The sequence below is a fragment of the Telmatospirillum siberiense genome, from assembly GCF_002845745.1.
GTDB classification, from domain to species: Bacteria; Pseudomonadota; Alphaproteobacteria; order Rhodospirillales; family Magnetospirillaceae; genus Telmatospirillum; species Telmatospirillum siberiense.
Window position 1 is genome coordinate 79,221 of record NZ_PIUM01000026.1, and the last position, 19,557, is coordinate 98,777.

Annotated in this window: 25 protein-coding genes; 13 read left to right on the forward strand and 12 right to left on the reverse strand. The window is 62.1% G+C overall.

Annotated elements, in window-relative coordinates; genetic code table 11:
- Positions 1 to 277: 277 nt before the first annotated feature.
- The 3 genes from hemN to CWS72_RS19690 are packed head-to-tail and all read left to right on the forward strand — an operon-like array spanning position 278 to position 3,096.
- On the forward strand, positions 278 to 1,627 hold the full coding sequence (gene hemN / locus CWS72_RS19680) for an oxygen-independent coproporphyrinogen III oxidase (RefSeq protein WP_101252348.1): 1,350 nt from the start codon (positions 278 to 280) through the stop codon (positions 1,625 to 1,627).
- Positions 1,628 to 2,161, forward strand: a complete 534-nt coding sequence (locus tag CWS72_RS19685; RefSeq protein WP_101252349.1) for an O-acetyl-ADP-ribose deacetylase — start codon at positions 1,628 to 1,630, stop codon at positions 2,159 to 2,161.
- Positions 2,161 to 3,096, forward strand: coding sequence for a fumarylacetoacetate hydrolase family protein (locus CWS72_RS19690; protein ID WP_199175810.1), 936 nt, complete (start codon positions 2,161 to 2,163; stop codon positions 3,094 to 3,096). The genes CWS72_RS19685 and CWS72_RS19690 overlap by 1 nt, the downstream gene beginning before the upstream one ends.
- A gap of 4 nt (positions 3,097 to 3,100) precedes the next feature.
- Here the strand turns inward: CWS72_RS19690 and CWS72_RS19695 are convergent, their stop codons facing one another.
- Positions 3,101 to 3,637, reverse strand: a complete 537-nt coding sequence (locus CWS72_RS19695; RefSeq protein ID WP_101252350.1) for a YgjV family protein — start codon at positions 3,635 to 3,637, stop codon at positions 3,101 to 3,103.
- A gap of 85 nt (positions 3,638 to 3,722) precedes the next feature.
- Complete coding sequence (locus tag CWS72_RS19700) at positions 3,723 to 4,661, reverse strand: mitochondrial fission ELM1 family protein (protein WP_241911817.1); 939 nt, start codon at positions 4,659 to 4,661, stop codon at positions 3,723 to 3,725.
- Positions 4,662 to 4,990: 329 nt separating this feature from the next.
- On the opposite strand from CWS72_RS19700, the gene CWS72_RS19705 reads away from it, so the two are divergent.
- Together CWS72_RS19705 and CWS72_RS19710 are read left to right on the forward strand one after the other, a co-directional pair.
- Complete coding sequence (locus tag CWS72_RS19705) at positions 4,991 to 5,221, forward strand: TraR/DksA C4-type zinc finger protein (protein ID WP_101252351.1); 231 nt, start codon at positions 4,991 to 4,993, stop codon at positions 5,219 to 5,221.
- 228 nt (positions 5,222 to 5,449) lie between these two features.
- Complete coding sequence (locus CWS72_RS19710; RefSeq protein WP_101252352.1) at positions 5,450 to 5,677, forward strand: hypothetical protein; 228 nt, start codon at positions 5,450 to 5,452, stop codon at positions 5,675 to 5,677.
- A gap of 15 nt (positions 5,678 to 5,692) precedes the next feature.
- Here CWS72_RS19710 and CWS72_RS19715 read toward each other — a convergent pair whose 3' ends face one another.
- On the reverse strand, positions 5,693 to 6,472 hold the full coding sequence (locus CWS72_RS19715; protein ID WP_101252353.1) for an enoyl-CoA hydratase/isomerase family protein: 780 nt from the start codon (positions 6,470 to 6,472) through the stop codon (positions 5,693 to 5,695).
- A gap of 143 nt (positions 6,473 to 6,615) precedes the next feature.
- Here CWS72_RS19715 and CWS72_RS19720 point away from each other — a divergent pair, with 143 nt between their 5' ends.
- Positions 6,616 to 7,305, forward strand: coding sequence for an orotate phosphoribosyltransferase (locus tag CWS72_RS19720; RefSeq protein WP_101252354.1), 690 nt, complete (start codon positions 6,616 to 6,618; stop codon positions 7,303 to 7,305).
- Positions 7,306 to 7,409: 104 nt separating this feature from the next.
- On the opposite strand, the gene CWS72_RS19725 is transcribed toward CWS72_RS19720, so the two are convergent.
- From CWS72_RS19725 to msrP, 4 genes are all read right to left on the reverse strand, one after another.
- Positions 7,410 to 7,886, reverse strand: a complete 477-nt coding sequence (locus tag CWS72_RS19725) for a hypothetical protein (RefSeq protein WP_101252355.1) — start codon at positions 7,884 to 7,886, stop codon at positions 7,410 to 7,412.
- A gap of 154 nt (positions 7,887 to 8,040) precedes the next feature.
- Positions 8,041 to 8,226: a hypothetical protein gene (locus tag CWS72_RS19730; protein ID WP_101252356.1), complete on the reverse strand. Its 186-nt coding sequence runs from the start codon at positions 8,224 to 8,226 to the stop codon at positions 8,041 to 8,043.
- Positions 8,227 to 8,451: 225 nt separating this feature from the next.
- Positions 8,452 to 9,108 (reverse strand): protein-methionine-sulfoxide reductase heme-binding subunit MsrQ, encoded by a 657-nt coding sequence (locus tag CWS72_RS19735; protein ID WP_101252357.1) that lies wholly within the window; start codon positions 9,106 to 9,108, stop codon positions 8,452 to 8,454.
- Positions 9,108 to 10,043 (reverse strand): protein-methionine-sulfoxide reductase catalytic subunit MsrP, encoded by a 936-nt coding sequence (msrP, locus tag CWS72_RS19740; protein ID WP_101252358.1) that lies wholly within the window; start codon positions 10,041 to 10,043, stop codon positions 9,108 to 9,110. Before msrP ends, CWS72_RS19735 begins: the two co-directional genes overlap by 1 nt.
- 170 nt (positions 10,044 to 10,213) lie before the next feature.
- Here msrP and CWS72_RS19745 point away from each other — a divergent pair, with 170 nt between their 5' ends.
- Positions 10,214 to 11,452 carry a NupC/NupG family nucleoside CNT transporter gene (locus tag CWS72_RS19745; RefSeq protein ID WP_101252359.1) on the forward strand — a complete coding sequence of 413 codons (1,239 nt, stop codon included), beginning with the start codon at positions 10,214 to 10,216 and terminating at the stop codon, positions 11,450 to 11,452.
- Positions 11,449 to 11,751, forward strand: coding sequence for a DUF2293 domain-containing protein (locus CWS72_RS19750; protein WP_101252360.1), 303 nt, complete (start codon positions 11,449 to 11,451; stop codon positions 11,749 to 11,751). The genes CWS72_RS19745 and CWS72_RS19750 overlap by 4 nt, the downstream gene beginning before the upstream one ends.
- On the opposite strand, the gene CWS72_RS27910 is transcribed toward CWS72_RS19750, so the two are convergent.
- Together CWS72_RS27910 and CWS72_RS19755 are read right to left on the reverse strand one after the other, a co-directional pair.
- Entirely contained in the window at positions 11,748 to 11,918 is a 171-nt protein-coding gene (locus tag CWS72_RS27910; protein WP_158240732.1) for a hypothetical protein, read from the reverse strand. The two genes, CWS72_RS19750 and CWS72_RS27910, sit on opposite strands and share 4 nt — an antisense overlap.
- Before the next feature lie 180 nt (positions 11,919 to 12,098).
- Positions 12,099 to 12,653: a YMGG-like glycine zipper-containing protein gene (locus CWS72_RS19755; protein ID WP_241911816.1), complete on the reverse strand. Its 555-nt coding sequence runs from the start codon at positions 12,651 to 12,653 to the stop codon at positions 12,099 to 12,101.
- 183 nt (positions 12,654 to 12,836) lie between these two features.
- Here CWS72_RS19755 and CWS72_RS19760 point away from each other — a divergent pair, with 183 nt between their 5' ends.
- Positions 12,837 to 13,379: a peroxiredoxin gene (locus CWS72_RS19760; protein WP_101252361.1), complete on the forward strand. Its 543-nt coding sequence runs from the start codon at positions 12,837 to 12,839 to the stop codon at positions 13,377 to 13,379.
- 23 nt (positions 13,380 to 13,402) lie between these two features.
- On the opposite strand, the gene yccS is transcribed toward CWS72_RS19760, so the two are convergent.
- Together yccS and CWS72_RS19770 are read right to left on the reverse strand one after the other, a co-directional pair.
- The gene (yccS, locus tag CWS72_RS19765; RefSeq protein ID WP_101252362.1) at positions 13,403 to 15,589 is read right to left on the reverse strand and encodes a YccS family putative transporter; all 2,187 of its coding nucleotides are present in this window, start codon (positions 15,587 to 15,589) and stop codon (positions 13,403 to 13,405) included.
- A gap of 86 nt (positions 15,590 to 15,675) precedes the next feature.
- The gene (locus CWS72_RS19770) at positions 15,676 to 16,032 is read right to left on the reverse strand and encodes an ArsC family reductase (RefSeq protein WP_101252363.1); all 357 of its coding nucleotides are present in this window, start codon (positions 16,030 to 16,032) and stop codon (positions 15,676 to 15,678) included.
- A gap of 222 nt (positions 16,033 to 16,254) precedes the next feature.
- Between CWS72_RS19770 and CWS72_RS19775 the strand changes: the two genes are divergently transcribed.
- From CWS72_RS19775 to CWS72_RS19790, 4 genes are all read left to right on the forward strand, one after another.
- Complete coding sequence (locus CWS72_RS19775) at positions 16,255 to 16,740, forward strand: Spy/CpxP family protein refolding chaperone (protein WP_158240733.1); 486 nt, start codon at positions 16,255 to 16,257, stop codon at positions 16,738 to 16,740.
- Positions 16,741 to 16,748: 8 nt separating this feature from the next.
- The gene (locus CWS72_RS19780; RefSeq protein WP_101252365.1) at positions 16,749 to 17,027 is read left to right on the forward strand and encodes a hypothetical protein; all 279 of its coding nucleotides are present in this window, start codon (positions 16,749 to 16,751) and stop codon (positions 17,025 to 17,027) included.
- A 264-nt stretch (positions 17,028 to 17,291) separates the two neighbouring features.
- Positions 17,292 to 17,603 carry a hypothetical protein gene (locus tag CWS72_RS19785; protein ID WP_101252366.1) on the forward strand — a complete coding sequence of 104 codons (312 nt, stop codon included), beginning with the start codon at positions 17,292 to 17,294 and terminating at the stop codon, positions 17,601 to 17,603.
- A 216-nt stretch (positions 17,604 to 17,819) separates the two neighbouring features.
- The gene (locus tag CWS72_RS19790) at positions 17,820 to 18,335 is read left to right on the forward strand and encodes a phenolic acid decarboxylase (protein WP_101252367.1); all 516 of its coding nucleotides are present in this window, start codon (positions 17,820 to 17,822) and stop codon (positions 18,333 to 18,335) included.
- A 46-nt stretch (positions 18,336 to 18,381) separates the two neighbouring features.
- On the opposite strand, the gene CWS72_RS19795 is transcribed toward CWS72_RS19790, so the two are convergent.
- Positions 18,382 to 19,263, reverse strand: a complete 882-nt coding sequence (locus tag CWS72_RS19795; protein ID WP_101252368.1) for a LysR family transcriptional regulator — start codon at positions 19,261 to 19,263, stop codon at positions 18,382 to 18,384.
- Positions 19,264 to 19,557: the final 294 nt, after the last annotated feature.

The window sequence follows — 19,557 nt, forward strand, 5'->3', positions numbered from 1 at the left end:
CATTGAAGATGAAACGCGCCACTAGCTTTTCAAAGTGCGCGCCCCTTGGCGTCGATCGGTTTTCCCGCTTTTTGATCCCGGCAAGATGCGTCATTCCCGGCTAAAACCCTTCATCTCGCTGGGTTGCACGGCATGCGCAAAAAGTCTAGGCTGCGCAAAGTCCGGGCCGATTTAAGCTTCGGCGCCGGCTCTGGAAAATTCGGCGAAACGTCCCCGCTCCGCTGGCGGTATCGTGCGTCGCCGGGGGCTTTACGGCCCTCACTTATCAGGAAACGCCATGCGCCCCGATCTCGCGGCAAAATACGATCTGCGGGTTCCCCGCTATACCTCCTACCCCACCGCGCCGCATTTCACGCCCGCGGTCGGAGCCGACCGCTATGGACAATGGCTGTCCGAATTGCCCCCGGACGCGCCGCTGTCGCTCTATGTGCATGTCGCCTATTGCGCCGAGATGTGCTGGTTCTGCGGCTGTCATACCAAGATCACGCGGCAATACGCTCCGGTCGCCGACTATATGGACTGCGTCTGGCGCGAGATCGATATGGTGGCGGCGCGGCTTCCTGGACGGATGACAGCCCGGCACATGCATTTCGGTGGCGGCAGCCCGACCATTCTGACGCCGGAGGATTTCGTCGCCACCGTCGAACGGCTGCGGAACAAATTCCTGCTGGCCGAGGACGCGGAAATCGCCGTCGAACTCGACCCCCGCACCGCCGACGAGGCCTATGTCAGGGCGATGGCCGGTTGCGGGGTCACCCGCGCCAGCATCGGCGTGCAGGATTTCAATCCCCAAGTCCAAGAGGCCATCAATCGCATCCAGCCCTATGACGTCACCGCCCGGGTAATCTCCTGGCTGCGTCAATACGGCGTCTCGCAAATCAACATGGACCTGGTCTATGGCCTGCCGCACCAGACCGTGGACAGTCTGCACGAGACCATCGATCTGGCCGTCGATTTCCAGCCGCGGCGAATCGCCTTGTTCGGCTATGCCCATGTTCCGTGGATGAAGAAACATCAGCGGCTGATTCCCGAAGCGGCGCTGCCGGATATCGCCGAACGCTGGCGCCAATATGACATGGCCACCCATCATCTGGTTCAACGTGGTTATGTGCAGATCGGACTGGACCACTTCGCCCGCGAAGACGACGAGATGGCGATCGCCCTCAAGGAAAGGCGCCTGCATCGTAATTTCCAGGGTTATACGACCGACGCAGCCCCCTATCTGATCGGCTTCGGCGCGTCGGGCATCGGCTCCCTGCCCCAAGGCTACGTCGCCAACGAGGGGGGAATCCACGCCTACAAGGATACGATCCGGGCCGGTCGGCTGGCTACGGCGCGCGGGGTCGGGGTCAGTTCCGACGACCTTCTGCGGCGGGCGCTGATCGAACGGCTGATGTGCGACCTGGCGCTCGACGTCGAGGCGGTTTGCGCGCGCTTTAACGCCGATCCCGCGCAGTTCGACGACGATCTCGCCCAGTTAACGGGGCTGGAGGCCGATGGCCTGCTGGTGCGCCAGGGCCGGCGGCTCACCATCACCGACGAGGGCCGCCCGCTGGTACGCGCGGCCTGCGCGGCCTTCGACCGTTACCTGAAAGCCGGTGAAGCCCGCCATTCGAAAGCGGTCTGAATGGAACGGGTGAGCGTCGTCCAGGGCGACATCACCACCCTTTCCGTCGACGCCATCGTCAACGCCGCCAACCCGTCCCTTCTGGGTGGCGGCGGTGTCGACGGCGCCATCCACCGCGCGGCCGGCCCCGGCCTTCTCGATGAGTGCCGCGGGCTCGGCGGCTGCCGGACTGGAGAGGCGAAAATCACCGGGGGCTTTCGCCTTCCCGCCCGCCATGTCATCCATACGGTAGGTCCCATATGGCGAGGGGGCACAGCCGGCGAGGATGCGCTGCTGGCCGATTGCTACCGGAATTCCATGAAGATCGCCCTCGCCCACGCGCTGACCAGCATCGCTTTTCCCGCCATCTCGACGGGCGTCTACGGCTTTCCTCCCGAACGCGCGGCTCTCGTCGCCGTGCGTAGCGTCCAGGACGTTCTGGCCGACGCCCCCACCCTTTGCGCGATCATCTTCTGCTGTTTCAGCGACGCCTCCGCCACTCTGCACAAGAACGCCCTGCGGGACATCGGAACCACCTTCACGGGAGAACGATAGTGTCCAAACAAAACTCTGCGACAAGGTCCGTGCCGGCCGGATTGACGCTGCTTTCCATCCGCAACGAAGACGGCAGCGAGACCCTGGGCATCAAGACCGCGACGGGGATCATCGACGTCCGCCAGGCAGCGGCGCTGACCGGCGTCGATGCGCCTTTGACCCTCGATCGTCTGCTCCAGGATGGGCGCGGCCCCGACCTTGGCCGGCTGATCGCCGCCTTCGACGCCTCCGACAGGGCCAAAGCCGCGCTGCGGCCGGAGGCAGGGCTCCACTATGGCCGGCTGTTCCGCAATCCCGGCAAGATCCTCTGCGTCGGCCTCAATTATCGCCGCCACGCCGAGGAGGTCGGCATGGCCATTCCGAAAACGCCGATCCTCTTCAGCAAGTTCAACAACGCCCTGGCTCCGCATAACGCCGCCGTGGAATTGCCGCCCCGGGATCTGTCCTACAAGATCGATTATGAGGTGGAGTTGGTCGTTGTGATCGGACGCGCCGCCCGCAACGTCTCCGAGGCCGACGCCCTCGACCATGTCGCCGGCTATTGCACGGGAAACGATCTTTCCGCCCGCGATCTTCAGTTGGAACGCGGCAGCCAATGGCTGCTCGGCAAGACCCTGGACGGCTTCGCGCCGATCGGGCCTTACTTCGTCTCGGCCGACCAGATCGAGAACCCCAACAATCTTAGGCTGGAAACCAGACTGAACGGGGAACTGCGGCAGTCTTCGAACACCAACGACTTCATTTTCAATTGTCAGCAGGTGATTTCCTACATCTCGCGGCATTGGACGCTGGAAGCCGGCGACATCATCTTCACCGGCACGCCGCAAGGCGTGATCCAAGGATTGCCGGCGGACCGCCAGGCTTGGCTGAAAGCCGGCGACAAAGTTGTCTGCAGCGTCGAGAAATTGGGAGAACTGGCCGTCACGATGGCCTGATAACTCAGATGACGCCTGAGCCTCCGGCTTCGGCGGGCGCCCGCGCCGCGCGGGCTTCTTTTTTCATGCGCAGGATGGTCGAGACATTCACCACCGCGATGGTGGCCTCGAGCAAAGTGCCGCCGATCGATCCGCTGATGACGTTGTTGACCAGCCACAGGAGGGTGCTGCTCAACAGGAAAAGACGCATCGACACGCCATGCAGAAAAAACACGGCGACGGTGGCGATGCAGGACGCGATGATCGGAAACCAGCCGAAGATATCGGTGGCCAGATGCGCCCCCAGGGCGATGCCGATGGCCAGCATCAGCAAGGCGACCTTGGGCGAACGCGTCCGCAACGCCAGAAGCGAACGCAGCCCGGAAACGAGCGAACTGGCCGACGCCGGAAGATTGCCCAACAGCACGAAATGCACGGCATAGACCAGGCATTCCGAGGCGTTCAGAAATTTGAGACGCCGGTCGCTTTTTTGCAGAAACGCCAAAATCCCAACAACGAATGCGGCATAGCCCACGCATTGTGCCGGAGAAAAGAAATTCATCCTTGAATACCCTAACCTATAATCCGAGGTGCATATTTTGGCGGTGCAATAAAAATTTGAAGGCATCCTTTCCGCAAATTCGCCTTCAAAGCAAGCCCCTCGCCCGAATCTCCCGGGCCACGTCGTCCGAGGCGTTGAGCGGCGGATGGGTCCATGGCGTCGGATCCCCCCCCAGCGGACGCGCATAACCTTCGGCAAAAAGCGATGCGTGCAGCCTGGCATGCTTGCCGCTTACCAAACCGGGCGGGGAAAATATGTAGACCGGCCCCCCATTGGCGCAAGCTTCGGAACACATGGTCATGGAATCGCCGGTCACCACGACGCGGTCGGCCAAAGCCAGAAAACCGAGATAGGGATTTTCCTCCCCCTCCCGCCAGCGAAAGAAGTAGCGGGGCTCGGGCAAATCGGCAAGCAGGACGTCGACGACCTCAGGAGGAGTCCGCCGGCTGGTGGTCACCAGAATCGAGCCGCCCATTCCTTCATGCAAGGCCCTGACACCGGCGGCCAACTGGCGTCCGCGGTCGGCCCCGAAAGGCTTTCCCTTGGTCGCGCCGCCGACCACCACGGTGAGATAGGGTCCAGGCAGGCAAGCGAGACGCTCTCTCCATTTCGCTTTTTCGGCAGCCAGCACGGCGGGAACCACGCGATGGCACGACCCCAGGATTCGAAAGATATTCGGCCGGTCCAGGGCGTCGTCATGGCGGGGAACGACGATGAGATCGCATTCCGAGCGCCCCGGCCATCCGGGATCCATGAGCTGCACCAGGCGGCAGCTCGAGCGGTGCTTGATCCATCGCCCGATGGGAGCGGTGCGCCGCCCCGCACCGAGGACGAGATCCGGCCACGGCGGAGCCAACGCCTCCCGGCTGGCGGGAGCGACCCCCATAAGACCGGCACCCTTGAAAAGATTATGCCATCCCCCACGGCGATCATAGGCGATCGTCCGCACGACGAAAGGCTCCGCGAGAGCTTCGGCCACGCCAAGGGCTTGGGCGACATTCCCCGCTCGGTCATCAGCCAACACCCAAACCCTGTCCTTCGCCATTCCCATGCTTCCGCTACCGAAAGACCTCGCTTACGTCCTTGACGGTTGCGCTGTCAATGCCGGGACGACGCATGCCCCCCTTGCGAGAGGGCTTTGATCAAACGATATAGGAGATCCGTGTGGATTTGCCGGAACTGTCCTTATCCCCGGATGCGAGGCCTGCGGCCTCGTTTCGCCGGTCGGGATGACTGCCTCCGCCGGTATGGCTTCCGCATTTTCGAATGATAGCCTTGCGACAGGTGAACAACGCGAACCAAAGCGCTATTATTCCATCACTGAGGCAATGGCTTTTCGTCAGGAAGGATGACATGGACGAAATCGACCTCGCCGCCGATGTCGCGGCTCTGTTCACCGAAGCCGCCGTTGAAAGCGCTCGGCACCGCGACTTGGGCCCTTTGTCGACGGGGATTTGCAAGTCCTGCAATGAAGCGATCGAACCTGAACGGTTGAAAGCGACACCCTATGCGAAACTTTGCGCCAGTTGCGCCGCCGAGGCCGAAGAGGAGGCATTGAGATCCAGGCGCCGCGGACCAGGCTGACGCCCGTCCGGCCTCGACCGGACCTTGAAAATATCACGGAACGCCCGGCGGGATCGACCCGCCGGGCTTGGAGTCCAGCCCGTTCGGATTGAATGACGCCCGCCAGTCCAAGCGTCGTTCGTGAAAGGCGACCGGCCTCCCCGCCCGTCACGCTTATGAAGGCTTGACGGGTATTTTCACGAAGATCAGGCTGAAATCACCGCTGGGCAATAGACGGGGGGCACTTCAATGACACTGGCCCACCAAGACGTTATCGCCATTCTCGGCCATTACGACGATATCCGTGTGGTCGAAATCATCGAGACGGGAGCCACCGGCCCCGAACTGGTGGAAGCCAAGCGATGGCTCGCCGGGGAACGGCGGACCTTGGGCGAGGACCAGCCCCTTCGCCCGGCCATCGTGAACGAACTCTATGAAATTCTCAGTGCCGAGGATCCCGAGTGGGACGAGGCCTGACCGGCCTCATCCCTGTCAGGCGCCGATAAAGCGGGGTGGACGTTTCTCCGAAAAAGCGGCCATGCCTTCGGCGAAGTCGCGCGTCTGAAGACAGTCGTGGGCCGCCGCGAGATCGGCGGCGGAAAAGGCCCCACCTTCCCCGACACGGCGGATGAAGGCCTTATGACGCCGGTTGACGAGGGGTGCGTTGGCGGTGATGCGCCGAAGCGTCGCCTGCACCTCCCCCTCCAGCGCCTCGTCTTCGACCACCCGATGCACCAGCCCCATCGACAGGGCCTCGTCGGCCGGAAAAACCCGCCCCTCCAACAGGATTTCCGACATCCGCGCCGGCCCGACCAGCCGTTGCAGGCCCGCCAATTCAGGCAATGTCATCACCACCGAAATCTTTCCCACGGGCACGCCGAAACGCGCGGACCGGGCGGCCAGCCGCAAATCGCATTGCGCCGCCAGTTCCAAGCCGGCTCCCACGCATGGTCCATAGATCTGCGCGACGACGGGATGTGGACAATCGGCAACGGCGGCCAGTCCACGCCGCAAAGTCGCATCGTAGTTTTCGGCCCGCACCGGGTCCGAACGAAGGGTGGCGAATTCCGAAATATCCGCCCCGGCGGCGAAGGCCTTGCACCCCATGCCCCGCAAAACGACGCAACGAAGATCCATGTCGGCGCTCACCGTCTCGAATGCGGTGGCCAGCTCCCGCCAGGCCGCCAGATTCAGGGCGTTCAACCGATCCTCTCGGTTGAACGATATCGTTGCGACAAATCCGCTACGGTGAAGCTCGATCAAATTGTTCATACCCCGCTCCGCCCTTCCTGTTGCACCCATGCCCCTTTTGGCCCTATATCCGCGCCAGAGATTTCTATAGCTGATGGCACCGGCGTGGGAAATCTACGCCAGCCATCGATCCCGTTCGCCCGGGCCAGTTGGAGTTGAACCCCATGCAATCCGTTTCCCGTACGCCAGAGCAAAGGCAGGCAGGTCTGACCACCGCCCGCATTCTGCTGGAAATCGGCGCCGTCAATTTTCGCCCCGAAGACCCTTATATTCTGACCTCTGGGTGGAAAAGCCCGGTCTATATCGATCTTCTCCGCGTCATTTCCTTCCCCCGCGCGCGGCGCAAGATCACCCGCCTGTCGGCCGAGGCGATCACCCGCGAAGTCGGCTTCGAATCGATCGAAGCCGTCGCGGGCGGCGAAACCGCCGGCATCCCCTATGCCGCCTGGATTTCCAACAAGCTGTCCCTGCCGATGCTTTATGTGCGCAAGCAGGCCAAGACATTCGGTCGTCACGAACAGATCGAAGGACGTCTGCGCAAGGGCGAGCGCGTTCTGCTCGTCGGAGATCTGGCTTCGGACGGCACCAGCAAGGTGAATTTCTGCCAAGCCCTGCGTCAGGCCGGGGCAGAGGTCAGCCACGCTTTCGTGGTGTTCTTTTATGGTGTGTTTCCAGGCGCCATGAAAGCCCTTGAGGAAGTCGGCGTCGAAATGATCTATCTGGCCAACTGGTGGGATATCCTGGATGTCGCGGAAGAGGACGGCTTCTTCGACAAACCGGCCATCGAAGAGGTCCGCAAGTTCCTCCACGACCCCATCGCATGGTCGGCCCATAACGGCGGCCGCTCCGCCTGAAACGGTTTTCAGTCGCCCTGAATGCCGTATTTCGCCACTCCCGGGCTTTGGCCCCCCGGGGGTGGCATATATTGGTCGCTCGCGGACGGATTTGACGCTCCGCCCTATTTTCCGCACAGACGGTAATCCATCCTCACTTCATCGGCGCCCTTGGTGGCGTTGCGCATGACGATCGCCCATCCCTTCTTCTGGACTTGTTCGAGCATGTCCTTGATACCCGAGCAATAAACCTCGGAAAGGGGATAATTGCGAAAATAGAAGACAATGCGGCCGTTCCACGCTTCCAACCGGTTGTCGGCATCATCGCTGAATTCGCGCTGGAACGCCGTTTTACGGGCGTTGGTCTGGGCGGCGAAACGAGCACCGAAGCGCTGATCAATATCGTCCCATAGGGACTGCGTATGCATGTTCCAAGGCTGGCCGTCGCAACCACGCGCCCCTTCCCGCAACCGCAATCCCAGACGCACGATCTGCTCGGCCTTTTCCTCGGCGGCGGAGAAACAGCCACGTGGCGCGCGCTGCGCCTGCGCGAAACCCGGAAGGAATGAAATCAACAGAACGAGGGACAGAATTCTCAGCATGGCCAAAGCCTACCGCCGTCCCGGCCTTTCGCCAAGATGCAAACCGGAGATCAAGAAACAGCCAACCGGCCCTAAAAGGGCCGGTTGGCACGGCGACACCCTCATTTGCTTAGTTCAGGGACGTCTCCTCATTCTCGGAAGAGCGCCGCCGGGATCAATGGGAAATCAAGCTTTCCTTGCTGGCCTCCTCGACCATCTCCAGCCATCGGCCAATGGCTATTCGAACCTCGTCCTCGGACGCGTGCCCGGAAAGCAACCCCTCACGAGTCAACAACTCTTTGACCCGATTGAACATCCAGAGGTGAGAACTCATTTCGACGTGGGTTTCCAGCGGTCTCATCGAAGCCTCCATCCCGACCAGGTTTCGTATTTTTGTGTCGCCTGCCTCTATTTTTCCCGTGTGAAAATCAGTATAGCACCATCCCCCTGACCCGTCACTTGGAGTGAGGTTAACAAGATAAATCTAAAAGGATTAAGAGAGACCATCCATTTACGCGAATCGGTGAGATCAATATTCTGGAAATGTTAAAATTTATAAGAAGTGCATCACAGCCAGTGATCTATGTTATTTCCGCATCCAACCACCAGCGCGAGACTTGACCACGCCCCGGTAGCAGAGCAGCCCCAAAATCAGGACAAAATATACCATGGGTTGAAGTGCATCAGCCTTGACCATCCAAATATAGTGAATAGCCGCCAAGGGACCGGCGACATAGACCAGGCGGTGCAACCGCTGCCAGCGGCGTCCCCCCAGACGCCGGATCATCGCGGAGGTCGAGGTGGCCGCCAGAGGCAGCAGCAAAGCGAACGCCAGCATGCCGGCCGTGATGAACTTATGTTTGACGATCTCGCGCCCAATCGCCGCCCAGTCGAAAAATTGATCGAGCACGACATAGGCCGCGAAATGCAAAGCGGCATAGGCGAAAGCCCAAAGTCCGATCATCCGCCGATAGGATGCGAGACCGGCCCACCCCGTCAGCCGCCGCGCCGGGGTCACCGCCAGGGCGACGACCAGGAGACGCAATGCCCAGTCGCCCAGACTCCTGATCACGGCTTCGATGGGATTGGCTCCCAGATCACCCGCAATCCCAGCCGCCATCAAGACCGCAAGAGGGATCAGACAAAGCACATGTATGCCGGCGCGCACGCCTGAGCGCCATCGGAAAGCAGGGCGAGACGACCGCCGGCCCCCGAGGTCCACTCCGCCCCCATCGGCCGCCATCAATAATACCGTTTCAAGTCCATGCCGGCGTAAAGGCCCGCCACCTGTTCGCCATAGCCGTTGAACATCAAAGTGGGCCGGCGCAGAAATTCGCCGATCCGGCGTTCCTTGTCCTGGCTCCATCGTGGATGGTCGACGTTTGGATTGACGTTGGCGTAGAAGCCATATTCCTCGGGCGCAAAACTGTTCCACAACGTGGTCGGCTGCTGTTCGACGAAACGAATGGCGACGATCGATTTGATGCTCTTGAAACCATATTTCCAAGGCACCACCAAACGGATCGGCGCCCCGTTCTGGGCCGGCAAGACGTCTCCGTAAAGACCGACGGCCAGAAAGGCGAGAGGATTCATCGCCTCGTCCATGCGCAACCCCTCCCGATAGGGCCAACGAAATCCGCTGCTTTCCGTCGGCATCTGCTTGGGATCGTTCAGTGTTTGAAAGGCCACATACTTCGCTTTCGACGTCGGCTCGAAGCGTTGCAGGGCGGTCCCCAGCGGCACGCCGACCCAGGGGATCACCATCGACCATGCCTCGACGCATCGCAGCCGGTAGATCCGCTCCTCAAGCGCGGCGGTGCGAATGAAATCATCGAGATCGACGACACCCGGTTTGGCGCACTCGCCCTCGACCGAGACCGTCCATGGCCGGGGCTTCAACAAGCCCGGAGCGTTTCTCGCCGGATCCTCCTTGTTGAGACCGTATTCGTAGAAATTGTTGTAATGAGTCGCGTCCTCCCGCGAGGTCGTCTTTTCGTCAAGGGTATAAGCGCTTTTGGCGATCTTGCCGAAAGGCGATGGAGCCGCCCTCCCCGCCCCGCCCGCCGAGGAGGCCAGGGCAAAGGCGCCGAGACCGATCATCCATTGGCGGCGGCTGAGATAGACCGGACGAGGCGTGATGTCGGAGGAGCGGATATCGGGGGCATGACGGATCAACATGGCGGCAACGTCTCCTCGCGGGGCCCATCCACAAACCGGGTCTTTCGGATGGCGCCATCCTTCGCCCTTAAAAGGATGGGCACTGCCGCGCCAAAAGAAAGGGGCGGGCCGTTGCCGGATGGGGCGGGCGATGCTATGCCTATCGCGAACGTCACGATGATGAGGGGATCATGGCGGGACAAGGCTTTTTGGGGATCGCCGGTCTTTTCATCCTGGCCTGGGCGTTCAGCGAGGACCGTCGCGCCATTCCGTGGAGGACCGTTGCGGGGGGAATTCTCCTGCAATGGTTTCTCGCCCTGCTGCTGCTCAAGGTTCCCGGCGCGACGGAGATTTTTTTTCTGCTCAACCGCGGTGTCGAGGCTTTGCAGACCGCCACCGATGCCGGCAGCGGTTTCGTATTCGGCTATCTGGGAGGGGGGGCGGCCCCCTTCGCTCAAATCCGTCCCGGCGCCGACTTCATCCTGGCCTTCCGCGCCCTGCCCCTGGTCTTGACCATCTCGGCCCTGTCGGCGCTTCTGTTCCACTGGGGCATTCTCCAGCGCGTCGTCATGGGCTTCGCCTGGCTTCTGCACCGCAGCATGGGGGTGGGCGGAGCGCTGGGCCTGGGTGCCGCCGTCCATATCTTCGTCGGCATGATCGAAGCTCCCCTGCTGATCCGCCCCTATCTTGCCCGGATGTCGCGCGGCGAGCTTTTCGCCATCATGAGCTGCGGCATGGCCGGCATCGCGGGCACCATGATGGTGCTCTATGCCTCGATCCTGGGTCCGGTGATTCCCAACGCGCTCGGCAATATCCTGATCGCCTCGTTGATCAGCACCCCGGCGGCGCTCGCCGTATCGGCGCTGATGGTTCCCTTCGTGCCCGGCGATGCCGCCGGTCAGTTTCACCTCGAGAATCCGCCGGCCAACGCCGTCGACGCGATCGTCAAGGGAACCACCGACGGTATCGGCCTGTTGGTCAATATCATCGCCATGCTGCTGGTGCTGGTGGCCCTGATGACCCTGGTCAACATGGCCCTGTCGCTCCTGCCCGATATCGCGGGCGCCCCGGTGACGGTCCAGCGCGGATTGGGGTGCCTGTTCGCTCCCCTGATGTGGGGGATCGGCATGCCCTGGCACGATGCCCTGATCGCCGGAACCCTGATGGGAACCAAAACGGTTCTGACGGAATTCGTCGCCTATCTCGATCTGGCGGCCTTGTCCGGCGATGCCCTCGCCCCGCGTTCGCGCCTGATGCTCACCTACGCCCTCTGCGGCTTCGCCAATTTCGGCAGCCTCGGCATCATGATCGGGGGACTGGGCGTAATGATCCCCGAGCGCAAGGAGGAGGTCATTTTCCTGGCGAGCAAGTCGATCCTCTCGGGCACCATCGCCACCTGCCTGAGCGGTGCCGTCGTCGGTCTTTTATGAGGCGACGCACGCTCCTCGCCGCGGAACTCGCCGCCCTGGCGCCTCTGACGCCCGAGGGTGAGCGTCAACTCATTCTCGACCACGCCGAGGATTCGTCCGGGCTGCGCAAGGCCCTGCCATCCAAGGCGGCATGGCTGTCCCTGGTCGCCTTCATCCGCCACAATTACAGCGACTACGATACGCTCCTGCGGGATGGCTATGACGTCGCCTCGGCCCGTCATTTCTGCCTGGACGAGATGAACGAAGTCCTGCGGGCCTGGGGATGCCGACGCCTGGTCGACGGAAATTCCGACGATTAGGAAAAATTGTCGGCGGGAGGATGGCGCAGGTCTTCGACTTCCTTCAAGCGCAGGAAATAGTCGAACTCATTGGCCGCCTTTCCGGTCTCCATCTCTTCGATGATGTTCCGCGCCCGGTCGGCCGTCACCTTATCGAGCGTGGAGAGGACTACAGACAGGAAGCTCACTTGCATGCTCCATTGATGATTGCCGCATAGCGGCAATCATCAATCCTATACCGATCGCGGGGAGCATGATTTGCAAAGACGGCCTGCCTCCCATGCATACGGAGGCATTCGGTTTCCCAATGATTTGCAAGGCAACCTCGGTATTTTGAACCACCGAGGCACCAAGCGTCTGGGTTGGACCTAAGGATTGGACGGAGGCGGCAAATTGGCGGGAGCCGGCACGGCGTTAGGCGGCGGCGGCGTCCCGACGGGCGGGGTGGCGACAACCGGCGGCGGGGCCGTCACGGACGGAGGCGGAGGCGCCGAGATCGGGCGGAAGCCCGGCACCTGATTGCCCTTGGAATACATGCATTGCGCAAAAGCCGTGTCGTACTGGCGCTGAATGCCGCCCTGGCTGTGATCGGACGAACTGGCTCCGATACCGGTGCCGAGAAGCGCTCCCGCCGCGGCCCCGACCCCGGCACCGCGACCGCCATCGACGGCGGCGCCAAGCCCCGCGCCCAGCGCCGTTCCCAGCAAGGCGCCTCCCAGAGCGCGCTCATTGACGCTGTCCGACTGCCCAGCGATCTGCTGGCTGGCATAGTCCTTACAAATGGCCACATCCTCCTGGAAAACCGGGAAGGGCTTATTGGGAGCCGGCATCACCTGGATGGTCGGCCCCCTCGGCGTAGAGGCGCAGCCGGCGAGAAGCACGAGGCCGGACAGAACCACCAACACATCTCGACATGAACGCATGCTTTCCTCTTTATTCGACTTCGGCATTAACATTCGTCAAAGCTAACCTAACCAGCGGCTTTCCTCCACTCCCGCATTTGAGCGGGACCTTCCTCCCTTGAGCATCGGGCGGGACGCCCCATATGGCGAGTTCCAGGCGCAGGTCCTCCACCATGGCCGGCGCCGACATTCCGGGAGGATCAGATGAAACCTTTCCTCATCCCCGTGCTGGCCGCCGCGCTGCTGACGACGTCGTCGGCCTGGGCAGCCCTCAGCGTCGGCGCCAAGGCCCCAGACTTCACGGCGCCCGCCACGCTGGGCGGCAAGGAATTTTCCTTTTCCCTGGCCGCGGCGCTGCACGAAGGACCGGTGGTGCTTTATTTCTACCCGGCCGCCTTCACCAAAGGCTGCACGATCGAAGCCCACGACTTCGCCGAAGCCAGCGATGAGTTCAAGGCCCTTGGCGCCACCATCGTCGGCGTATCCCACGATACGATCGAAACGCTGAATCGTTTCTCGGTCAGCGAATGCCAAAGCAAATTCTCCGTCGCCGCCGATACGGACCAGAAGATCATGAAGGCTTATGACGCGGTACTGGCCAAGAAACCCGAACTGGCCGACCGCACGTCCTACGTGATCGCACCCGACGGCGCCATCCTCGCCGCTTATACGGACCTCCAGCCGGATCGCCACGTGGAGATCACCCTGGCCGCCGTGCGAAACTGGCGGGCCGCCCATCCTCAATGACGGGAGGCGAGAAAGCCTCCTGGTCAACGCTGCTCGGAAACGTTTTGCTGGAATTGAGCCGCCAGCGCGCGAATCGGCGCCAATTGGCGGCCAATCAGCGAGAGTTGCGTGCGAAGCAAACGGCTCCGATCGTCATTGGGTTCCGCCGCCCCCATCGATTCCAGGTCCTCGACAACACGGGGATCCCCGTCGGCCACGGGAGCCACGGGACGCCGGGCATCCAAATCTCCGGCGATATCGTCCAGGATCCGCGCGATATGTTCGGCGGCCCGCCCCACCACCCGTTCGTCCTCCAAATGGATCGACTGGTTGTCCCGGTGCGCGCCCAGGGCCGAAAGATATCCGAGCAGCGTATGCGACATCACCAGATTGCGCAGGCAGGACTCGGCGTCCTTGCTGAAACGCCCCGGCTCCTGGAGCATGTTCGACAATGTCCCGGAAAGCGCGGCATCAGCGGCATGGGCATTGCGCCGGGCCAGCCGGTAAGCCAGATCGTCGCTCTTTCCGGACGAATATTGCCGGATGATTTCGCGCAAGTAGCCGGCATTGGCCCGCAAGGTCGCCGCCACTTCCTTGTGCAGCCGCCGCCCCTGCCAGTCGGGCAGGATGAAAAACACCGCCAGCCCGGAAATCAGGCTGCCCAGCAGCGTGTCGGTCAACCGGGGCCAGATGATCGCATAGCCGTCGACCACCTGGTTGAAACAGCACACCACCATCAAAGTGATGGCGCCGGTCGCCAGGATATAGCGGTTCGACCGGTAGAGGAAAAACGCCACCCCCGCGGCCACCGCGATCAGCCGCTGGATTTCCGGTTCGGGAAACAAGGTGATCGACGCCCAGCCGGCGACCAGGCCCAGCACGGTACCGAAAATCCGCTCCCACAGGCGTTGCCGGGTGGATGCGTAATTCGGCAGGCAGACGAACAGGGTGGTGAGCAGGATCCAATAGCCCAGGGTGGGATGGATCAGGTATTTCACCCCGTAACCGGCGGCAAGCGCCAAGGTCAGCCGCAATGCATGGCGGAATACCGGGGACGACGGCGTGATCTGCCGGCGGATCCGCTCCCATGCATCCCGCACCGAATGCGGGGACCCGTCGAACAGGCTGTTGTCGCGCCCGACGGCGAGAGAACCAGGATCCTTGGCGCCGGCCAAGGCCTGCTCAAGGGCGGTCAGATTACCCACCAGATCCCCCAGAGAACGAAGCAGGGCGCGTTGCGCCGGCTCATCCCGGGCCCCCAGATAACTGAAGGAATCCTGGAGATCGGCCAAGGCCTGCCGGCTGTCACCATCGCTGAAAGGCTCGCCGAAGCGGATGGCTCGTCCCAACGCCCGGCAGGCCTCCCCTTGCCGACGCAAAAGCCTTTGGCACCGGAACATCACGTCGCTGTGGAAGAACGCCGCGGCGAATTCGTCATAGGGGTAATGGGAGGAACTGGCCCGCTCGTGGATATCCTGGGCCAGGAAAAAAAGCGCCAGGGAACGATCGAGCCCGGGCGCCGCATGGCCGTCGCGCAACCGGCTGCGGATGAGTTCCTTGACCTGGTTGAGGGCGATCACCACCTTGCCGTTCTGGCGCGCCAGCGCCACCCGCTCGGCTCCGACGTCGAGCTGGCGTGAAGGCTCGAAAAGGGTGGATTTGGCCTCCATATATCCGCCCAATTGCTCGAAGAGCCCCGCCAGTCCCTGCTGAACGGGCTGATTGGCGAACAAGGCATGCCACAGCACGGACAGAAGGCCATACCACGCGGCCCCGATCGTCAACAGCATGGGTTCGTGCCACAAATCCTGCGGCGCGGCGGCCTGCTCGAGCCCCAGCATGGTGTAAACGGCGAGGATCAAGGCGGCCTGGGCAATGGTTGCGTAACGCTCGCCCAAGGCGCCGAACATCGAAAAGGTGAAGGTGGACAGCACGATTCCGCAGGTGAAGAGCGCCGGATAGGGGGTCAGAAGCTCGACGATGAAGGAGGAAACGGCGAACAACACCAATGTCAGCAGGGTCGCCTTGAGCCGCCCGCGCCAACTGTCGTCGGTTTCCGCCAGGGCCGCGGCGATGATGCCCAGGAAAAACGGAATGATCAGAGAGATGCGGTCCAGAAGCCAACAGGCCCCCATCGCGCCGGACAAGGCGATGAACACGCGGAGACTATAGGAGAACTTTTCGAGGGCCCAAAGGCGCTGAAGCGAACGAAAGAATGATGGCGGCGTCATGGTTCTGGGCTGGCTCCCCTCGGGCCTTAAGGCGTCTGTTCCGGCTTATGGCCTGCCCCCTTATTTATCAACGGCCTCTCGGAGGATCAATCTCCGGGCGCCAGCGCGGCCCGATAAAGCTCCGGCTTGAAGCCGATCAGCCGGCGCCGGCCGAGATCGAGAACGGGCCGCCTGATCATCGACGGCTGCGCCAGCATCAATGCCCGGGCCTTGTCGGCGTCGAGATCGGTCCTGTCCGCGTCGGAAAGCTTGCGAAACGTCGTGCCGGCCCGATTGAGAACGGCTTCCCAGCCGAATTCGTCACACCAGGCGCGCAGCATTCCCTCATCGACGCCGGCCTGCTTGTAATCATGAAAATCGTAGGCGATTCCGTGGCTGTCCAACCAGGCCCGGGCCTTCTTGATGGTGTCGCAATTCCTGATGCCATACATCGTGACGGTCATTGGCTTCCCAAACGGTGGTTGCGGTCATCGCTTTGACATGGACGGAAAACCGCCCATTCGCCCCGACTATACGCCGGCGGTTCGTTTCCCTGAACATCCCCCTGACGAAAAATTCCGGGGGAAGGCGTCGGGGCGCGAAATGGTCCTAGAATTGCCATGATCTCTCTCCAATCTGGCACCGATCCGGAAATCACGTTTCGGAGACGGAAAGGAATCAGAAAGATGAGACTATCCCCTCATATATCGGGCCTGGCCGGAGCGGCCATGTTGGGTGTCTTGATGGCAGCCGGCCCGGTGATGGCGCAAACCGACGGCGCCGCCGCCGCGGCGCCGGCCAAACAGGCATCGGGACATCACAAGGAATGGGCCCAGCGGGTCGAAAAACGCATCGACGAGTTGCACAAGACGCTGCAAATCAAATCCGACCAGGAGCAGCTGTGGAGCGCCGTCGCCCAGACGATGCGGGACAATGCGACCGGCATGGGCGACATGATCCGGGATGCCCGTTCGAAGGAAAAGGAAACCTCGGCCATCGAGGATCTGCAGAATTACCAGAAGATCGCCCAGGCCCATGCCGACGGCGCCGCCCGCCTGGTAACGGCCTTTCAACCGCTCTATGAGTCGATGAGCCCCGAGCAGAAGAAAGTCGCCGACACGGTGTTCGAGCATCACAAGCGTGGACCGATGCCGAAGAAGCACAAGGACTGAAGGCGATCATGATCCATTGTTCGCGAAATCCGCTGACGCGATGGCTGCTGGCCGTCGCTCTCGCCACGGCCGCGCTGGGCGCGGGCGGCGTGGCGAGTGCGCAGGAACCTCGCTTCGATCACCGTCAGGAAGGCCCCCGTCATGAACCCCGCCCCCATCACCGGCCGCCGCCACCCAGGCACTATCAGCCGCCGCCGGTGATCGTGGCACCACCGCCGCGGGCTTATTACGCGCCGCCAGTGGTGATGTCTCCGCCGGGCATCAACATCATCATTCCAATCCGCTGATCTTCTTTTTACGCCCCCGGCCGGAGTTAATACTCCGGCCGGGCTTTATTTGTCGGCACCTTTACGAAATCGCGGCACGGTGTCATCGCTCCGACGCAATGCAGTCCTCAAATTGCCATGATCACCGTCTAGTTTGGCAATCATTGGAAAAGCCGACGAGATTCGCTCGCCGATCGTCGCCTTTACCGCTCGCATGGCCCTCTTGCCCTTGCGAACGCAACGATGAAGGGCGACGAGAGCAGGACGTGAACGGAGATAAGGCTTATGGAACAGTTGCAATCGAGCCTGCGGCCCTTCCGGCGATGGGTGGTCGCCGTCGGAGTAGCCGCAGCCGCACTCAGTATCGCAGGAACGGCCCAGGCCCAGGAACGCGGTCCCTATCCGCCGCCCTATGGATGGGAACGCCACCATCGCGGTCCGCCCCCCGGCTATTGGCACCACCGGCCGCCGCCTCCGGGCTATTATTACGGGGCGCCGCCCGTGGTCGTCGCTCCGCCGCCGCCGGTCTACTACGCCCCGCCGCCGCCGGTCGTCTATTCCGCGCCCGGCCTCAACATCGTCATTCCGATCCGTTAACCATCCGCGGGCCGGGGCCAGGGGTGTGGGAAAAACAGAAGAGGCGTTTTATCCCAGACCCTGAACATCCAATAGCGATCATTCATGGCCGGACATCGGCCATGAATGATCGAAAAACCTGATTGAAAACCTCTAATCAATGCGCTTTTTGTTCGAATTATTCACCGCTATGACTCTCTTCAGATTTCAACTTTCATCCCTGAAGGAGATCGAAAAATGACAGCGCATTCCCCAAAAAATGGTAATTCCCTCGAAAATTTTCTCGGGAAGCATCTGATCTATACGTATGACAATGGCTGGCAGTACGAGATCTACATCAAGAACGCCAAGACGATGGACTATCGCATCCATTCCGGCATGGTCGGCGGCCGTTGGGTCCGCGACCAGCAGGTTCACATGGTTCGCATCGCCGACGACGTCTGCAAGATCTCCTGGGACGAACCGACCGGAACGGCCGTGAGCCTCGCCATCAATTTCACCGAGCGCCATCTCCATGGGGTCATCTTCTTCCCGCAATGGGTTGCACAGGCGCCGGAGAAAACGGTCTGCTTCCAGAACGAGCACCTCGACCGGATGCAGCGGCTCCGTGACGAAGGCCCGACCTATCCCAAACTCGTCATCGACGAATTCGCGTCGATCACCTTCATCGAAGACCGCGGCCTCGATGATCAGACGGTGATCGACCGCGCACCATCGGCCCTACCGGCGGGCTATGCCGCCCGGCGGAATTGACCGTCCCCGGTAAAAGAGGCGCCCTCGCCCTTCTCCGGCGAGGGCGTTACCGCGTCTTCGGCGCCCCGGACAACAACAACTCCCCCAACGCCCGTGTCGCCGAGCCGATCCGATCGGGGTCGGCGTAGACGAGAACAAGAGGGATCAGGCGCGAGGCGCCAAGTTCAAGCGGCAACGGGACCAATGTCCCTTCGGCGATCTGACTGGCGATCTGATGCCGTGGCAACCAGCCGAAACACAAAGCCCGCCCGACGGCTTCGATCGCCGCCTCGACGGTATTCACCCGCCAGTGCGGCCCCTCCCACGTGAGGGCCGCAGCCACGCTCTCTCCCTGGATGAACACGCAAAGGTGCCGTGACAGCGTCGCCAATGACAACGGACCGGAGCGCTGATGCAACGGATGGTCCCGATGCGCCACCGCGACCATTTCGATGTCGGTGATCCGCCGACCGGTCCGTTCATGCGGCTCCCAGGAGGTAATGGCGAGGTCGAAACCTTCGGCGGCCTGCGACATGATGCTGCCGCGAACGTTTTCCCTGAGTTCCACCAAAACATGGCCATGCGTCTTTTGAAAAGCGACGAGGGCATCGAACAGCCACGTCTTCGGAAACACCGCCTCGATCGACAGGCGGACGCAGGCCTCCTCTCCATGCGAAAGGATGCGTCCGCGCGATTCCAACCGGGCCAGATCATCGATGAGGGGAATAGCCTCGGCCAGAAGCGCCGCGCCGACTTCCGTCAGATGCGCCTTGCGGCCCTCCACCTCCAGCAGGGCGCAGCCAAGGCGCTCCTGCAGGCGCGCCACGGTGTAACTCACCGCCGACTGGCTGCGCGCCAGGCGTTCGGCGGCCTGGGCGTATCCGCCACATTCGACGACCGCCTGAAGCGTCGCCCATTGTTCGATCGTCGTCTGCGTGCCGCGCGTCATGCCCCCACCATCCTTCCGAATGAGCCGCGTTAAACCTAACCTGAGTTCATCCACAAGGGGTACCCCCGCTCACTGATTGATGCCGGCGGCCAGATCGGCTCATCGCGGCGGGCCATGACAGGGCAATCCGGAGAACGCGCGCGAGCTGTTCTTCCAAAAGTGATTTTGGCCGCGTTGGCGCGATGAGCGGTGCGTCAGGAAAGCTGGCGCGATCCGGCCGGTGGAAGTCCGGCCCAGGTAAGGGGTAGCGCCCGCCTGGTAACGAGTGTTGCGGGGTCGTCGGTGACGGCGGCC